Source organism: Hymenobacter sp. DG25B (assembly GCF_000801315.1).
In the GTDB taxonomy this organism is placed as follows: Bacteria; Bacteroidota; Bacteroidia; order Cytophagales; family Hymenobacteraceae; genus Hymenobacter.
In genome coordinates this window covers 2457361-2473142 of record NZ_CP010054.1, presented here as the reverse complement: position 1 = coordinate 2473142, position 15782 = coordinate 2457361, and the positions used below count along the sequence as shown (strand labels likewise).

The following is a 15782-nucleotide window of genomic DNA, read 5'->3' as shown; positions in this document are numbered from 1 at the left end:
TAACAGTAGCAATTATGTTAGCGTATGGACTATTTGTTGACGGAGGCGCAGTGGGCGCGGATTGCGCCGCTGCTGCCGGGTCGGGCAGGCACGAAAGGCGGTCGGGCAGGCACGAAAGGCGGCCGGGGCCAGGACAACCGCCGGTTCGTGGAGGCCGTGCTGTGGCTTATGCGCAACGGGTGCCGCTGGCGGGCCCTGCCGGCCGATTGGGGCAACTGGCACACGACGTACACGCGCTTCCAGCGCTGGAGTGCCTCGGGCGTGTGGGCCCGGGTGCTGGCAACGGTGCAAGAGGACGACGCGCTGCACACGCTGCTGGTGGACTCGACCACCGTGCGGGCGCACCAGCACGCGAGCGGAGCGCGCAAAAAAACGGGCCGCAAGCCCTCGGGCGCAGCCGCGGCGGCTTGACCACCAAGCTGCACGCGGTGACCGACGCCCGCGGCCGGCCCGTGCGCCTGGGCCTGACCGCCGGCCAGCGCCACGACGCGCCGCAGGCCTTGCCGCTGCTCGACGGGCTGGCCCCGGCCTACCTGATTGCCGACCGCGGCTACGATTCCGACCCGCTGGTGGCGGCCCTGGTCGCCCGCGGCACCTGTGCCGTGATTCCGCCCCGGCGCAAGCGCCGGCACCCGCGCGCCTACGACGCGGCCCGCTACGCCCAGCGCCACCCCGTCGAGCGACTTTTCAGCCGCCTCAAGCAGTTTCGACGCGTGGCCACGCGCTACGACAAGTTGGATGCACATTTTCTGGCCTTTATTCATCTAGCGGCAATTGTGCTCTGGCTACGCGACTGTTAACAGGTCCTAGCTTTTAGCTGTATTCTTATAGTTCTAAACTCAGGCTGCTTAGTAACCCGCGGCTTCCCACTGACGCAGGTTCTGCAGTAACGGGTGGGTGTCGGAGGCAAAAAGGGTATTGTCTATTTGCTGCAGGGGCCGGATGGCGGCCACGTTGGCCGTAAATACGGCTTCGGCCTGCAGCAGCTCTTCCGGCTTGGCCAGCACCTCGTGCACGTACAAATGCTTGGCACGCGCCAGGTCCAACAAATGGGCGCGGCGTACGCCCGCCACACAGCCCGTTGTCAGGGCCGGGGTAAACAAGCGCCCATCCCGAATCCAGAACACGGCGGCAGCGCTTGCTTCGGCTATATGGCCGGCAGTGTCCAGCAGCAGCAGCTCGTCCAGCTCGCGCCGCACCCGTTCCTGGGCCGCCAGCACATACAGCACCGCCTGTGGGCCCTTGCAGAAAGACACCGGCGAATACAATGCCCGCACGCGCTGCGCAAACCCCGCCCGCTGCACCGGCGACTCCCGCAGCTCAAAAGGCAGGGCCGTAGCCAGCCATTCCACTTGGTTGGAAGCTGGTGAATATAGACCACCGCCGCTGCGCCAAACCTGCACGCGCAGGCGGGCTTCGGGCAGGCGCAGGGCATTTACCAACTCCCGCAAGGCCCATTCCAGGGCACCCTCGGCCACCAAAGCCGTGGGCAGCTCCAGCTCCAGCGCATTGGCGGCCGCCTGCATGCGCTGCAGGTGCTGGGAGCGGTAGCGCAAGCCGTCGTTCGACCAGATCAGGGTTTCAAAAAAGCCATCATTAAACTGCAGGCCGCGGTTGGGCAAGGTCAGGCCAAAACTATCTGTTGAGTAGAGCTGGCCGTTATAAAGCAGGACTGCAGTAGGAGTAGAGCTTACTTCCATAGAGGAGGTTGAGAGGAAACCTATAGACGGAATAAGTCCTGTATAGTTGGCGCCTGGGCAGCGCCTTCAGCACCAGTCATTTACCCATAAAATGCCGCTTTGGGCACTTTTATCGCCTCTCAATATTCTAAAAAACCGCCTGAAACGAAAGGAAATGGGGCTATAGTAATCCAAAACGTTTTCCGGGCATAGCCTTCACCACGCCGCCAAACTCCAGGCTCAGCAGCAGGGAGGCTACCTGATGGATAGGTAGTTGCGCTTTCCAGGCCAGCGTATCCAGGTGCTCCTCGCGGTTGGGAGCGGCCTGCAAAACTTCAATTACCTGGTATTCTTCCGGGGTAAAATTGTCGGCGTCATAAACGGTTGCTGCTTTAAACTTGCCCTGCAGGTGCAGCGCGGCATCCCAGTTCAGGAGCTGCTCTAAATCCCGGGGCTCGGAGTACAGGGCGGCTTTGCTGGCTTTGATGAGCTCGTGGCAGCCTTCGGAAGCCAGCGAATTTAGCGGTCCGGGAATGGCCAGCACGTCCTTATCGTAGCTCAGGGCCAGCTCGGCGGTGATAAGGGCGCCCCCTTTGCGGGTGGCTTCTACTACTACGGTACCATCCGACATGCCCGCAATAATGCGGTTGCGGGCCGGGAAGTTGTATTTATCGGGTGGGGTGCCGAAGGGAAATTCCGTGAGCAGCCCGCCCTGCTCGCGCATTTTCTCGGCGGTTTTGCGGTGGGCGTGCGGGTAGATAACGTCCAGCCCGGTAGCCATAACGCCCACGGTTTCCAGGCCTTCCTGCAGGGCCGCGCGGTGGGCGGCAATGTCGATGCCGTAAGCCAGGCCGCTTACTACCAACGGGCGGTGCGGCACCAGGCCGCGTACCAGCCGCTCGGTTTGCTCCCGGCCATAGTCGGTGGCCTGCCGGGTGCCTACCAGGGCAATGGTTTTGGGTTGGTTGAGGTCGGCGGTGCCCTGATAGTAGAGCAGCACCGGCGCATCGGCAATGGTTTTGAGGCGGGAGGGGTAGGCTTTGCTGGTGTAGAACAGCAGCTGCACGCCGTCTTTTTCGGCTTTAAGCAGCGTGGCCTCGGCTTGTTTTAAGGCATTGGTGCGCTCCGCACCGGTGAGAATGGCCACCGTGGCGGGCCCCACGCCCGGAATCTTGCGCAGCTTGCCCGGCGGCAGGTGCAGTACGTTCTTGGCCGAGCCACCATAGCTCATCAGCTGCCGCGTGAGCTGCGGACCAATGCCGGGGAAAAGGGTGAGGGCTACTTCGTGCAGCAGGGTATCAGTAGGGGTAACAATAGACATTCAGAACTCCGATAAACTAAAAATAAAATAACCTCAAATCTTCTGTCATCCTGAGCTGGCGAAGGACCTTCTCACGCATGCACAGGTCGTTATGAGTAAAGTCGTTCAACTGTGAGAAGGTCCTTCGGCTACCGCCTCAGGATGACACAGAGGGTTTTTGAAAAGGGAGTTTATGCTACTCCGCCTTCCCCGCCGCGTCCACTTCCTTTTTCATCTTCACTAAGAAGCCGCGGATTTTCTCCAGGCTTTGAATCACGTCGATTTTCTCTTTTAGCTGGGGGCCTTTCTGGCGGAGCATGTCGCGGGCGCCGGGAATAGTGTAGCCGCGCTCCTTTACCAGGTGGTAAATGGTGCGAAAAATATCAATGTCCTGCGGGGTATACAGGCGGTTGCCTTTCTTGCTTTTGCGGGGGCGCAGCTCGTCAAACTCCGTCTCCCAGAAGCGAATCAGCGAGGGAGCCACGTTGAATTGCTGGGCTACTTCGCCAATGGTGAAATATTGCTTCTCGATGTCGCGCTCTTTATAGGGCATTTTGTAGGGCTTAGCGAGTTAGACCTTAGGTCTTTGGTTGGGGCTTTAGCTCAGGGGGTTGGCCGGAATTCAGGTAGTCTTTGGCTTTTCAGCAAGGTGCTCAACTGCCCGGAGCGGGTTGCCAAAATCCGGGCTGGGGCTGAAGACCTAAAATCTAAGCCCTAATACCTAATGGCTAATCCCTATTTTTGCGAAAAGTAGCCAAAATCCCGGCGGCCGCCAATTCATTGTCCGGCCGGTTTGTTCTAAGAAATTAACTATGCGCCCGGCCCTGGCCGGCGCTTCTGCCCATGTCACTTCCCTCAGCCTCCCACGTCCGCCAGCAGTTCCTGGATTTCTTCGCCTCCAAAGGTCACCACATTGTGCCCTCGGCGCCTATTGTGGTGAAGGACGACCCCACGCTGCTGTTCATTAACTCGGGCATGGCCCCGTTCAAGGACTATTTCCTCGGCAACAAGCCCGCGCCCTACAAGCGCATTGCCGATACGCAGAAGTGCCTGCGCGTGAGCGGCAAGCACAACGACCTGGAAGAGGTAGGCTACGACACCTACCACCACACCATGTTCGAGATGCTGGGCAACTGGTCGTTTGGGGATTACTTCAAGACCGATGCCATTGCCTGGGCCTGGGAACTGCTCACGGAAGTGTACAAGCTGCCCAAAGAGCGCCTGTACGTGACTTATTTTGAAGGTGATGCCGGCGACAAGCTGGAGGCTGACACCGAAACCCAGAACCTGTGGCGCCAATTCACCACCGACGACCGGATTTTGCCCGGCAACAAGAAGGATAACTTCTGGGAGATGGGCGACACCGGTCCCTGCGGCCCCTGCACCGAAATCCATATTGACCTGCGCGACGAGGCCGAACTGGCCCTGAAAGGCGGCGCCGAGCTGGTAAATGCCGACCACCCGCAGGTAGTCGAAATCTGGAACAACGTGTTCATGGAGTTCCAGCGCAAAGCCGATGGCTCGCTGGTGAAACTGCCGGCCCAGCACGTAGATACGGGCATGGGCTTTGAGCGCCTGATGATGGCCGTATCGGGTGTGAAGTCCAACTACGACACCGACGTTTTCCAGCCGCTCATCCAATTCATTGCTTCGGAAGCCGGCCTGAAATATCATGGCACCGCGCCGGCCACCGTCAACGACCAGCCCGCCACCGAAGAGGAGAAAACGGACATTGCCATCCGCGTCATTGCCGACCATATCCGCACCATTTCCTTCGCCATTGCCGATGGGCAGCTGCCCAGCAACGTGAAGGCCGGCTACGTAATTCGCCGGATTCTGCGCCGCGCCGTGCGTTATGCGTTTTCCTCGCTGGGCTTCAAGCAGCCCTTCCTCTACAAGCTGGTGCCCGTGCTGGCCGACCAGATGCGCCTGATCTTCCCCGAGCTGAAAGCCCAGACGGCTTTTGTGCAGCGCGTGATTGAGGAAGAGGAAATTGCCTTCCTCAAAACCCTGGAAAACGGCCTGCGCCGCATTGATGCCCTGGAAGAATCAGTTCGCGCTCAGGGTGGTGTAATTGATGGCAAAACCGCTTTCGAGCTGTCGGATACCTTTGGCTTCCCGTTGGACCTCACGGCCCTGATTGCCCGTGAAAAGGGTCTTTCAGTGGACGAGGCCGGCTTCCAGAAGGCCCTGGAAGAGCAGAAAACCCGCAGCCGCAACGCCCAGGAGTCGGAGCAGAGCGACTGGACCATTGTAATGCCCTCCGAGGAGCAGCCTGCCTTTGTGGGTTACGATTTGGAAGAAGCGCCGGCCCGCATTCTGCGCTACCGCAAAACCACCACCAAAGGCAAAACCGAATACCACGTGGTACTCGACCAGACTCCGTTCTACGCCGAATCAGGCGGACAAGTAGGCGACACGGGCTACCTGGAGTCGGACTTCACCCGGGTGCGCGTCATCGACACGAAAAAGGAAAACGACCTCATCGTGCACACCGTGCTGGATTTGCCGGAAGATCTGAACGTGCCCTTCAACGCCCGCATTGACCAGGCCCGCCGCGACCTGATCCGCAAAAACCACACGGCCACGCACTTGCTGCAGGCCGCCCTGCGTGAGGTAATTGGCACGCACGTGCAGCAGAAAGGCTCGTTGGTAAACGAGAAGCTGCTGCGCTTTGACTTCTCGCACTTCACCAAAGTAACCGACGACCAGCTGCGCGATATTGAGCGCCTGGTAAATGAGCGGGTCCGGCAGCAAATTTCCTTGGATGAGCGCCGCAATGTGCCCATTGAGGAAGCCAAGCAGCTGGGCGCCATGGCCCTGTTTGGCGAGAAGTACGGCGAGTTTGTGCGCGTTATCACCTTCGGCAAGGACCACTCCGTAGAGCTGTGCGGCGGCACCCACGTGCGTACCACGGGCGACATAGGCTTCTTTAAAATCACCTCGGAAAGCGCCGTAGGCGCGGGCGTGCGCCGCATTGAGGCCGTAACGGCCGGCGTAGCCGAAGCCTACGTGAACCAGCAGCTGGATGTGCTGCAACAAGTGCGCGAGGCCCTGGGCAACCCCCAGCACCTCATTCCTAGTATCGAAAAGCAGACGGAGGAAATGGCCGCCCTGCGCAAGCAGCTGGAGCAATTTGAGCAGCAAAGCATCAATCAGCAGAAAGACCAGCTGGTAAGCCAGGTAAAACCGCTGAACGACGTGAACTTTCTGGCCGCGCAGGTGCAGGTTTCGTCGGCTGATGGCCTCAAAACGCTGGCGTATAACCTGCGCCAGGCCGTTCCCAATCTAGTGGCGGTGCTGGGTGCTGAGATAGATGGTAAACCGCAACTAGCCGTGATGCTGGACGATGAACTGGCTAAAGCCGGCAAGCTGAACGCCAGCACGCTGGTGCGCGAGCTGGCCAAGGAAATTCAGGGCGGGGGCGGCGGTCAGCCGTTCTTCGCCACTGCCGGCGGGAAAAATGCGGCTGGTTTAGGCGCGGCTATTGCCAAGGCTGAGGAGCTGGTAGGTAAAACACTCCAGTAGATTTGATGTCAGTTCGTTAAGTAAACGGCTATTTTAATGGGCGTTATGTTGCATAACATAGCGCCCATTTTATGTAAATAATAAAGTGAAAAATCTGATTCTAGTTGTAAGCCTGTGTTTGCTGGCGCGTTTGAGCAGTGCCCAGGCAACACCCAGCAACAAACTCTATTCTTTGCCCAGCTAGACTCAGAAGCTGTAGACGAGCAGGAGGCCATATACCATGTGGTGCGGATGGAGGTACCAGGAAAATCCCGCTTGGATAGTGTGTTCTTTGTGGCCTCCCGAAAACTATTAAAAGTTCGAAAAAGCCTTTGGCAGCCCAACGGCGATACATTGACTGAAACAGTTCAATGGCGGGCAAACGGTAAAAAGCAATTCATACGGCACGAAGTAGGGAGTAAAACGCACGGCGAATACCTGAGCTTTTATGATAAGGGCTCAGTTCAAAAAAGGGCCCTCTATGATCATGATGTGGAGGTAAGTGCCGAATGCTTTTCAGAATCCGGTTCTTCCATTTCCTGTAAGGAATACAAATACAGTGAAAGGATGCCTGAGTTTCCCGGTGGTCAGCGTGCGTTGCTAAACTTCATTGGTAGTACTATTCGTTATCCAAAAGCAGCACTAAAGAGGCACCAGGAAGGGAAAGTATATATCACATTTGTGATTGACGAGACGGGTAAAGTCCGAAATGCTCAGGTGAAACAAGGTATTTCGCCGGAGCTGGATGCAGAGGCTCTTCGGATTATAAAGGCTATACCTGCCTTCAAACCAGGGCAGCAAGACGGTGAAAATGTGCCGGTTTACATGACTGTCCCCATAACTTTTGCTATTCGATAGTAGTCTGAATAGGAGCAGACTACTTTAAATTGTTTGGTTGATTCACTGCATTAGCTAGGGGCTACTTGCTTAACAGGCCGCAGTAGGCTGTCCTTTTCTGGGAACAGAAAAAAATAAAACCGTGGCCGTGCTATTTTGGCCGGTCGGTTTTGTGCTCTGGATATTTTAAGTTCAGCGTCACCAGCGCATGGCGCAGCGTACTGGCCACAACGTAGGCTTTGTACCAGTTCTGATCAGCGGGTACTATGTGCCAGGGGCAGCTCTCGGGGTTGCAGTAACGAAATACGTCCTCGTATACCTTCTGGTACTGGGGCCACTGCTCCGCTTTTTTCGTGTCGCCGGCTTCGTATTTCCAGCGCTTTGTAGGATCGGTGACGCGCTCCATCAACCGCTCGTGCTGCTCCTCCTGGGAAATATGTAGGTAGAATTTGAGGATGGTGGTGCCGGCATTCTGCAGGAGCTTTTCAAAGGCATTGATAGCCGCAAAGCGCCGCATGGCTTCCTCGGGAGTAATCAGGCCGGCTACCCGGGTAATCAATACATCCTCGTAATGTGAGCGGTTGAAGACCTGCATCATACCCCGGCGAGGCGTATGTTGATGTATCCGCCATAGGAAATCGTGGGCTAGTTCCTCATCGGTTGGCTCTTTAAACGAATGTACCTGCACGCCCTGGGGGTTTATTCCACTGAATACCTTTCGGATGAGGCCGTCTTTCCCGCTGGCATCCATTCCCTGCAGAATGATAAGAATACTGTGCTGGTTTTCGGCGTAAAGGCAGTTTTGGAGCGCAGACAGCTCCTGCACGAGGCGTTTTAACTCCACTTTGCTGGGCGCCTTGTGCATGGTGAGCGGGGCCCGCGTAGGCAGCTTGCTCAGATCGAAGCCAGTGGTAGCGTTATCCATAGTTCAGGTAGAAAAAGGGTTGGGCACTCAATCACGCATCAGACTAGCTTCATTATACCATACTACCAAGCCTGCTACGAATGTTGCTTTGCTTTTTGCCTGAATTAGGGCAGGAATAGTTTTTATCTTGCAGCCCGGTTGCAACTTCAACAGTTGTTCCCGCTCTCAATCTGCCCTCATGGACGAAAACATAAAATCAAAATACCAGCCCGTCATCGGCCTCGAAGTACACGCGCAGCTGCTCACGCAGAGCAAAATGTATTCTTCGGATGAGAATGAGTACGGCGCGCTGCCCAACCACAACCTCTCGGTTATTACCCTGGGCCACCCCGGCACGCTGCCGCGCGTGAACTACTCCGCCGTGGAGTTTGCCATGAAAATGGGCCTGGCTACCAGCTGCCACATCACGCGCACCAACCTGTTTGCGCGCAAAAACTATTTCTACCCCGACCTTCCTAAGGGCTACCAGATTACCCAGGACAAAACTCCCATCTGTACGGGCGGCCACGTGGTTATACGCCTGTCCGATGGTACGGAGAAGAAAATCGGCATTACGCGCATTCACATGGAGGAAGACGCGGGCAAAAGCATGCACCTGGCCGGCGAAACCGAAACCCTGGTGGATTTGAACCGCGCCGGCGTGCCGCTTATCGAAATTGTGTCGGAGCCCGACATCCGTACCTCGGAAGAAGCCTACGCCTACCTGGCCGAAATTAAGAAGCTGGTGCAGTACCTGGGCATCTGCGACGGCAACATGGAAGAAGGCTCGCTGCGCTGCGACGCCAACATTTCCGTAATGCTGAAGGGCGCCGACCAGTTTGGCACCAAGGTGGAGGTGAAAAACATGAACTCCTTCCGCAATGTGCAGCGCGCCATTGAGTACGAAATAGAGCGGCAAATTGCCTTGGTGGAAGCCGGCGAGATAATCGACAGCGAAACCCGTGGCTTTGACGCTACTACCGGCACCACCAGCGGCCAGCGCAGCAAGGAAACCATGAACGACTACCGGTACTTCCCGGAGCCGGATCTGCCCCCCGTAATTATTGATGATGCCTGGCTGCACCGCATGCAGCAGGAGCTGCCCGCGTTGCCGCACCAGCTCTACGCCCGCTTCACCGGCGAGCTGGCCCTGTCGGACTATGACGCCTCGGTGCTGACGGTGGAGAAAGACGTGGCCCTGTTCTTTGATGAGCTGACCCGCCTGACGCCCAACGCCAAAGCTGCCGCCAACTGGGTGCAGGGCCCGGTGAAGTCGTTCCTGAACGAGCGCGCCCTCACGCTGGACCAGTTCCCGCTCAGCGCCCGCCAGCTGGCCGACATCATCCAGCTCATCGACGACAACAAAATCAGCCACTCCGTAGCCGCCAAGCAGCTGTATCCTTATCTGCTGGAAAACCCCACGCAAACGGCGGCCGCTGCCGCTGAGGCGCAGGGTTTATTGCAGCAGTCGGATGCCGGGGCGCTGGAAGCCATGGTGCAGCAGGTGCTGGACGCCAACCCGGCCAAAGTGGCTGAGTACCGCGCCGGCAAGAAGAGCCTGACGGGCATGTTTATGGGCGAGCTGATGAAGCTGACCGGCGGCAAAGCCGACCCCAAGCTGGCAAACCAGCTGCTGCGCCAGAAGCTGGACGCATAGCTTTTCTTACCAATTACAGTAAACTGAAAAACCGCCAACAGTCCCATGCTGTTGGTGGTTTTTCGCTTTTAAGTTTCTCTTCTATACCTTGTTGTACAGGCTGGCTGCCAGGCTTTGCTGACAGCAGAAACCGCCGGAATGTAATTTGCAAAAGGCATGCTGCCCGGATAAACCCGAATTCAAACGAAAACCGGCAACTTGCAGCTCCAAACCTGGTCTTTGACCAAACGGCCGGTAAGCCCGCAGCTTGCCAAGACGACTGATGCTGAAAAATCCGAAAAGTCTGCTCCTGATTGGGTCTGTGCTGTGCATGGCCAATGCCTGTAATAAATCCAATGTGCCCACCACTACTGCTACCACTCCCGGCGCTGGCTACCAGATCAGCGGGCAGCTGAGCAATGCGCCGGCGGGTACCAAAGTGTATCTGGCGGAGCTGGGGGAGGCCCAGTTCGTCTCGCGCGATACCGCCTCGGTAGATGACAAAGGCCACTTCACCTTTAAAGGCACGGTGCCGGAGCCTAGCTTATACCAGGTAAAGCTGAACGACCAGAACCAGGCCCTGGTAGCCCTGGATAACAGCACCAATCTGGAGTTGAGCGGTGATGCCACCCGCCTCTCGGAAGGCTATACCGTGAAGGGCTCCGAGGACTCCGAGATGCTGCGCCAATTGGGTGCGGTGCTGGGTAAAGGCCGGGCTTCGGCGCAGGCACTGGAGCAGCGCTACAACGCCGCCGCCTCGGCCGGCCGCGCCGATTCTATGCAGGCCATTGAAGCCCAATACATGGCGGCCCAGGCCCGCAACTCGGCGGCCATCAAAAAGCTGGTGCGCCAGCGGCCTACATCGGTGGCCTCGGCCTTCGTGGTGAATAACCTCATCAACCCCGACGAAGAGTTTGCCTTCGCCGATTCTATGGCCACGCTTTTCAAAAAAGCCATGCCGGAGTCGCGCTACACCAAGGCCCTGGTAGCGCGCCTGGACCCCATGCGCGTAACGGCCGTGGGAGCCGAAGCCCCGGAAATTAACCTGAATTCGCCAGATGGTAAGCCCGTAGCCCTCAGCAGCCTGCGCGGCAAATATGTGCTGCTGGACTTCTGGGCCTCGTGGTGCGGCCCCTGCCGCAAGGAAAACCCCAACGTGGTAAAAGCCTATCAGAAGTTCAAAGGCAAAGGCTTTGAAATCTACAGCGTATCCCTGGACCAAAACCGCGACAAGTGGCTGAAAGCCATTAAGGACGACAACCTGACCTGGACCCATGTTTCGGACCTGAAGGCCTGGGACAGCGCGGCCGGCAAAGCCTACGGCATTACCTCTATTCCTATGTCTTTGCTGCTGGATCCGCAGGGACGTATTATCGCCAAAAACCTGCGCGGCCCCGCCCTGGAAGCCAAGCTGGCTTCGGTGCTGAAGTAAGTCTACCTATTTAATACATAAAAAGGCCTGCCAACAATGTTGGCGGGCCTTTTTATTATGGATATTTGATGAAATTCCTAGCTCAAAAACATGCGCTGCATGGCCTGCCAGAGTAGCTTTTTGCGGCTGTTGTCTTCTTCTATCAGCTCTATTTCGGCGGCGGGCAGGTAGGCAGCGTCGCCTACCAGCAGCACGGGTTCATACAGCTGGGTTTTGTGCACGGCTACGTCCAGCAGGTTTTTGCCGAAACCGATAATTTGTTTGCCGGCCAGCTTCTGCCGCAGCGTGCTCAGGGCCACCGGCAGGTGCGACTCCACATTTATCAAAACCACATCTTCCATCACCAGCCGAATAGCTTTCAGTAGGTTGTTGAGGAAGAAGTTGCGGGGCAGGCGCTGAAACCGTACGGGGTCCATGCGCACCAGGATAAGCAGGCCGTTGGGGTTGCTGCCCAGCGTAGTGAAGGGCGTTTCGGTAAGTGGGGGAGCGGTGCGTACCGGTGGCGCCGGAGCCGCTGGCACCGGTACGGCGGATGGAATGGGCGCGGCCATGGGGGCTACCGGTGGGGTTGGCTGAGGCTTTAACTGACCTAAGGAAGGCAGTCGACTTACGCTAACGGCGGGAGCAGGAGCCGGAACAGGAAGGGGGGCGCTACCGGCAGAACCGGCGTGGCTACTGGTGGGGTCACCAGCGTAGGAGCCATAGCCGGAGCTGCCACCGCCGGTTGAGCAGTGGGTTCGGTGGCTTCTTCCCCCACCGTGTACAACGTCACGTTGGCGTAGAACTCCTGAAAAAAAGCAAGGTTAGCTTCCTGCATGGTGGTAGCTCCGCGGGGGCTTACTACAGTTCGAAAAGGGCTTTCAGCTCGGTAGCATCGGTGGGCTGCATGCGGCCGGCCAGAATCAGACGCAGCTGGCGGCGGCGCAGGGCGCCATCATACAGCTTAATTTCCTCGCTGGTTTCGGGTACGGCCTCGGGTACATCAATCGGGCGGCCCGACTGGTCTACGGCCACAAACGTGAAGAAGGCTTCGTTGCTTTTCACCTTCGTGCCGCTGGGAATGTCCTCGGCCCACACATCAATGTGCACTTCCATGGAAGAGCTGAAGGCCCGCGTAACCTGCGCCTGCAGCGTTACCACGTTGCCCAGACGGATGGAGTCGCGGAAGGAAACGTTGTCGACGGAGGCCGTGACCACAATGCGGTTGGAGTGCTTTTGCGCGGCAATGGCGGCGGCTATGTCCATCAAATGCATCATGCGGCCACCCATCATGTTGTTGAGGGTATTGGTATCGTTGGGCAGGACCAGCTCGGTCATGTTTACGAATGAGTCTTTGACGGGCTTCTGTTTGCGCGCGAGCATGTATCGGTGTTAGGCAGGTTAGAGGTACTAAGGCCGCAAAGATACGAGCGGTGAAGTGGTGAAATAGTGAAAGGGTGAGTTTGTTGTTCTGGCGGCGTGGCCTTGCGTAATCAGAACATCAAAACTCACCCTTTCACTATTTCACCATCTCACTTCTGCCAGCCGGCTTCGCCCAGCAGGGGCACAAACCGGAAAACCTCAAAATCTTCCCGGGCAAAGGATTCTTCTGACTCCCGCACCACGCGCACCATACGCTGGCTGTTGGCGTCGCCCACGGGAATAACCAGCGCGCCGCCCACGCGCAGCTGGCGCAGCAGGGGGCGGGGCAGGGTAGGCGAGCCGGCCGTTACCAGAATCTTGTCGTAGGGGGCGTAGTCGGGCAAGCCCAGGGAACCATCACCACAAAACAAGTGGGCGGGCGCCTGCATGCGGGCCAGCAGGCGCTGCGTGCGCTCAAACAGCACGCGGTTGTACTCTATGCTATAAACCTGCGCCTGCAGGGCCAGCAGCACGGAGCACTGATATCCTGAGCCTGTCCCGATTTCCAGTACCCGGTCGGTGGGCTGCACCTGCAGCAGCTGCGACTGATAAGCCACCGTATAGGGCTGCGAAATGGTCTGGCCCTCGCCAATGGGAAACGCCTTGTCCTGATAGGCATGCTCCCGGAAGCCGGGCTCAAAAAACAGGTGGCGCGGCACCTGCTCTATGGCCGCCAGCACCCGCGCATCCTGAATACCTTTCTGGCGCAGCTCGGCAACCAACGCTCGGCGCTGTCCACGGTGCCGGTAAGTGTCAGTTTGCATATGCGCAGCAGGTTTAGGGTTCACCAGAATGCCTACCTTTGCGCGGCCCACCGGCACTTCGCAACGGAACTGGAGTCAGCAAAACTATCATTTGCCGGCCAGAAAACCGCGTTTTACTGGCCAGGGCTTCTTCATTTCCTAACCCGTATTTCCCTCGCTTGATCCGTACTTTCCAGAAGCTCAAACTTATGGCCGCCGACTTCGCCGGTGCATTCCTGGCCTGGATGGCGTTTTATCTGCTGCGCAAATACCTGCTTGGCGAGCTAGTGGAAGGATATCAGTTCACCAGCGGGGAGCTGTTTACGGTGGTGGGCTCGGCCCTGATGATTGCCTGCTTCTGGCTTATTCTCTATACCCTTATCGGCGAATACCGCGACATTTTCCGCAAGTCCAGGCTGGGCGAAATCATCCGGCTGGCGCAGATGTCAATGCTGGGGGCGCTGGTAATTTTCTTTGCCCTGCTGCTCGATGACCAGGGCGTGAGCAACTACCGGCTGTACTACCGCACCATTACCTCCTACTTTCTGCTGCATTTCCTGATTACGGCCGTGTTTCGCACCTGGGCCGTTACCAGCGTGCAGCACCTGGTGCGCCGGGGAGTTATTGCTTTCAATACGCTGATTGTGGGCTCCAACGGCCTGGCCTGCGAGGTGCACAAGGAGCTGAACCGCACCACCCGCTACCTGGGCCTCAAGGTTATCGGGTATGTGCCGGTGGGCAACTCGGTGGCCCCGGCGCTGGCGGAGGTACTGCCGCACCAGGGCAACTACCAGGAGTTGCCGGAGCTGATCCGAAGCCTGCAGGTGGAGCAGATTGTTATTGCCATGGAGCCCGGCGAGCATCGACTGGTGCAGGATATTCTTACCCTGCTGGAAGGCACGCCTGCCCGCATCAGCATTCTGCCCGACCTCTACCAGATGCTGCTGGGCTCCGTGAAGGTGAACCACGTGTTTGGCACTCCGCTCATTGAGATAAAGCAGGATTTACTGCCCGTGTGGCAGGAGGTGGCCAAGCGCGGCCTGGATGTGTTAGGTTCGGTGCTGTTTCTGCTGGTAGCCTGGCCCATTTATGCCTTCACCGCTATTATGGTGAAGCTCTCCTCGCCGGGGCCTATCTTCTACAGTCAGGAGCGCGTTGGCCGACAGGGCATTCCTTTCCTGATTTACAAGTTCCGCTCCATGTACGTGGATGCGGAGGAGCGCGGGCCGGCGCTTTCCTCGCAGAACGACCCGCGCATTACGCCCTGGGGCCGCTTTATGCGCAAAGTGCGCCTGGATGAGCTGCCCCAGTTCTGGAACGTGCTGAAGGGCGACATGAGCCTGGTAGGCCCGCGCCCGGAGCGCCAGTACTACATCGACCAGATTATGCTGGTGGCCCCGCACTACCGGCACCTGCACCGCGTGCGCCCCGGCATTACCAGCCTGGGACAGGTGAAATACGGCTACGCCGAAACCGTGGAGCAAATGGTGCAGCGTCTCAAATTCGATATCCTCTACATCGAAAACATGAGCCTGGCCATGGACTTCCGCGTGATGCTGTACACCCTCAAGATTATTCTGGAGGGCCGCGGCCAGTAGTTATTGATTTTTGAAGGGATTGGTCAAACAGTTTCGGCCCCAATCTATTTCATAGCGCAGCATACATACTTCATCAGCTAAGAACAACCTCATGTTCACCGGAATCATAGAAGGGCTGGGTACCATCCAGGATATAAAGCGCGAAGGCACCAACCTGCATTTCACCGTGGCCTCGCCGTTTGCCGCCGAGCTGAAGATTGACCAAAGCGTAGCCCACGACGGCGTGTGCCTGACCGTAGTGGCCGTGGATGGCATAGCCGGCACGCACGTAGTTACGGCCATCGACGAGACCCTGCAGAAAACCAACCTGAGCCAGTGGCAGCCCGGCCGCCGGGTAAACCTGGAGCGCTGCCTGGCCGCCAACGGCCGCTTTGATGGCCATATTGTGCAGGGCCACGTGGACCTCACGGCCACCTGCACCGCCGTGGAAGACCAGAACGGCAGCTGGGTTTTCCGCTTCCGCCACGAGCCCGGTCCCGGCCGCGTTACCGTAGAAAAAGGCTCCATCTGCATCAACGGCACCAGCCTCACCTGCTTCGACAGCACCGACGACACCTTTGCCGTGGCCATCATTCCCTACACCTACGAGCACACCACCTTCCAGGACCTGAAGCCCGGCGACAAAGTGAACCTGGAATTTGATATCGTGGGTAAGTACGTGGCCAAGCTCCTGGGGCGCTAGAGCGCTAGTGCTCAACATAGTACCGGGCATCTGCGTAGCAAGCTTTTCACCAGCCTTGTTATC

14 protein-coding genes and 1 pseudogene are annotated in these 15782 nt (G+C 57.9%); 7 read left to right on the top strand and 8 right to left on the bottom strand.

The genetic code is table 11. The features are described 5' to 3' along the window. Positions 1-24: 24 nt before the first annotated feature. Positions 25-800 (top strand): annotated as a pseudogene (locus PK28_RS10535) (IS5 family transposase). Between the two features lie 48 nt (positions 801-848). Here PK28_RS10535 and PK28_RS10530 read toward each other — a convergent pair. From PK28_RS10530 to PK28_RS10520, 3 genes are all read right to left on the bottom strand, one after another. After that, on the bottom strand, positions 849-1700 hold the full coding sequence (locus tag PK28_RS10530) for an aminotransferase class IV (protein ID WP_044513677.1): 852 nt from the start codon (positions 1698-1700) through the stop codon (positions 849-851). Between the two features lie 160 nt (positions 1701-1860). After that, positions 1861-3000: a DNA-processing protein DprA gene (gene dprA / locus PK28_RS10525; protein WP_044513676.1), complete on the bottom strand. Its 1140-nt coding sequence runs from the start codon at positions 2998-3000 to the stop codon at positions 1861-1863. Between the two features lie 175 nt (positions 3001-3175). Continuing rightward, the gene (locus PK28_RS10520) at positions 3176-3532 is read right to left on the bottom strand and encodes a MerR family transcriptional regulator (protein ID WP_044513675.1); all 357 of its coding nucleotides are present in this window, start codon (positions 3530-3532) and stop codon (positions 3176-3178) included. 290 nt (positions 3533-3822) lie between these two features. Here PK28_RS10520 and alaS point away from each other — a divergent pair, with 290 nt between their 5' ends. After that, positions 3823-6507, top strand: coding sequence for an alanine--tRNA ligase (gene alaS, locus PK28_RS10515; protein ID WP_044513674.1), 2685 nt, complete (start codon positions 3823-3825; stop codon positions 6505-6507). Positions 6508-6621: 114 nt separating this feature from the next. Further along, a complete protein-coding gene (locus tag PK28_RS19025) occupies positions 6622-7344 on the top strand; it encodes an energy transducer TonB (RefSeq protein WP_048825876.1) in 723 nt (240 codons plus the stop codon). A 130-nt stretch (positions 7345-7474) separates the two neighbouring features. On the opposite strand, the gene PK28_RS10505 is transcribed toward PK28_RS19025, so the two are convergent. Then, positions 7475-8248, bottom strand: a complete 774-nt coding sequence (locus PK28_RS10505; protein WP_044513673.1) for a PPK2 family polyphosphate kinase — start codon at positions 8246-8248, stop codon at positions 7475-7477. A 178-nt stretch (positions 8249-8426) separates the two neighbouring features. On the opposite strand from PK28_RS10505, the gene gatB reads away from it, so the two are divergent. Together gatB and PK28_RS10495 are read left to right on the top strand one after the other, a co-directional pair. Beyond that, positions 8427-9884 carry an Asp-tRNA(Asn)/Glu-tRNA(Gln) amidotransferase subunit GatB gene (gatB, locus tag PK28_RS10500; protein WP_044513672.1) on the top strand — a complete coding sequence of 486 codons (1458 nt, stop codon included), beginning with the start codon at positions 8427-8429 and terminating at the stop codon, positions 9882-9884. Between the two features lie 262 nt (positions 9885-10146). After that, complete coding sequence (locus tag PK28_RS10495; protein WP_052430552.1) at positions 10147-11295, top strand: TlpA disulfide reductase family protein; 1149 nt, start codon at positions 10147-10149, stop codon at positions 11293-11295. A gap of 77 nt (positions 11296-11372) precedes the next feature. On the opposite strand, the gene PK28_RS10490 is transcribed toward PK28_RS10495, so the two are convergent. The 4 genes from PK28_RS10490 to PK28_RS10475 form a co-directional block, all read right to left on the bottom strand. Next, on the bottom strand, positions 11373-11846 hold the full coding sequence (locus PK28_RS10490; RefSeq protein ID WP_044513671.1) for a hypothetical protein: 474 nt from the start codon (positions 11844-11846) through the stop codon (positions 11373-11375). Positions 11847-11902: 56 nt separating this feature from the next. Then, positions 11903-12112, bottom strand: coding sequence for a hypothetical protein (locus tag PK28_RS10485; protein WP_044513670.1), 210 nt, complete (start codon positions 12110-12112; stop codon positions 11903-11905). Positions 12113-12135: 23 nt separating this feature from the next. Further along, positions 12136-12657 carry an acyl-CoA thioesterase gene (locus tag PK28_RS10480; RefSeq protein ID WP_044513669.1) on the bottom strand — a complete coding sequence of 174 codons (522 nt, stop codon included), beginning with the start codon at positions 12655-12657 and terminating at the stop codon, positions 12136-12138. Positions 12658-12806: 149 nt separating this feature from the next. Continuing rightward, entirely contained in the window at positions 12807-13460 is a 654-nt protein-coding gene (locus tag PK28_RS10475; protein ID WP_044516819.1) for a protein-L-isoaspartate(D-aspartate) O-methyltransferase, read from the bottom strand. A gap of 158 nt (positions 13461-13618) precedes the next feature. Between PK28_RS10475 and PK28_RS10470 the strand changes: the two genes are divergently transcribed. After that, entirely contained in the window at positions 13619-15037 is a 1419-nt protein-coding gene (locus PK28_RS10470) for a sugar transferase (RefSeq protein WP_231576138.1), read from the top strand. Between the two features lie 91 nt (positions 15038-15128). Then, positions 15129-15719 (top strand): riboflavin synthase, encoded by a 591-nt coding sequence (locus PK28_RS10465; RefSeq protein WP_044513667.1) that lies wholly within the window; start codon positions 15129-15131, stop codon positions 15717-15719. Positions 15720-15782 lie beyond the last annotated feature (63 nt).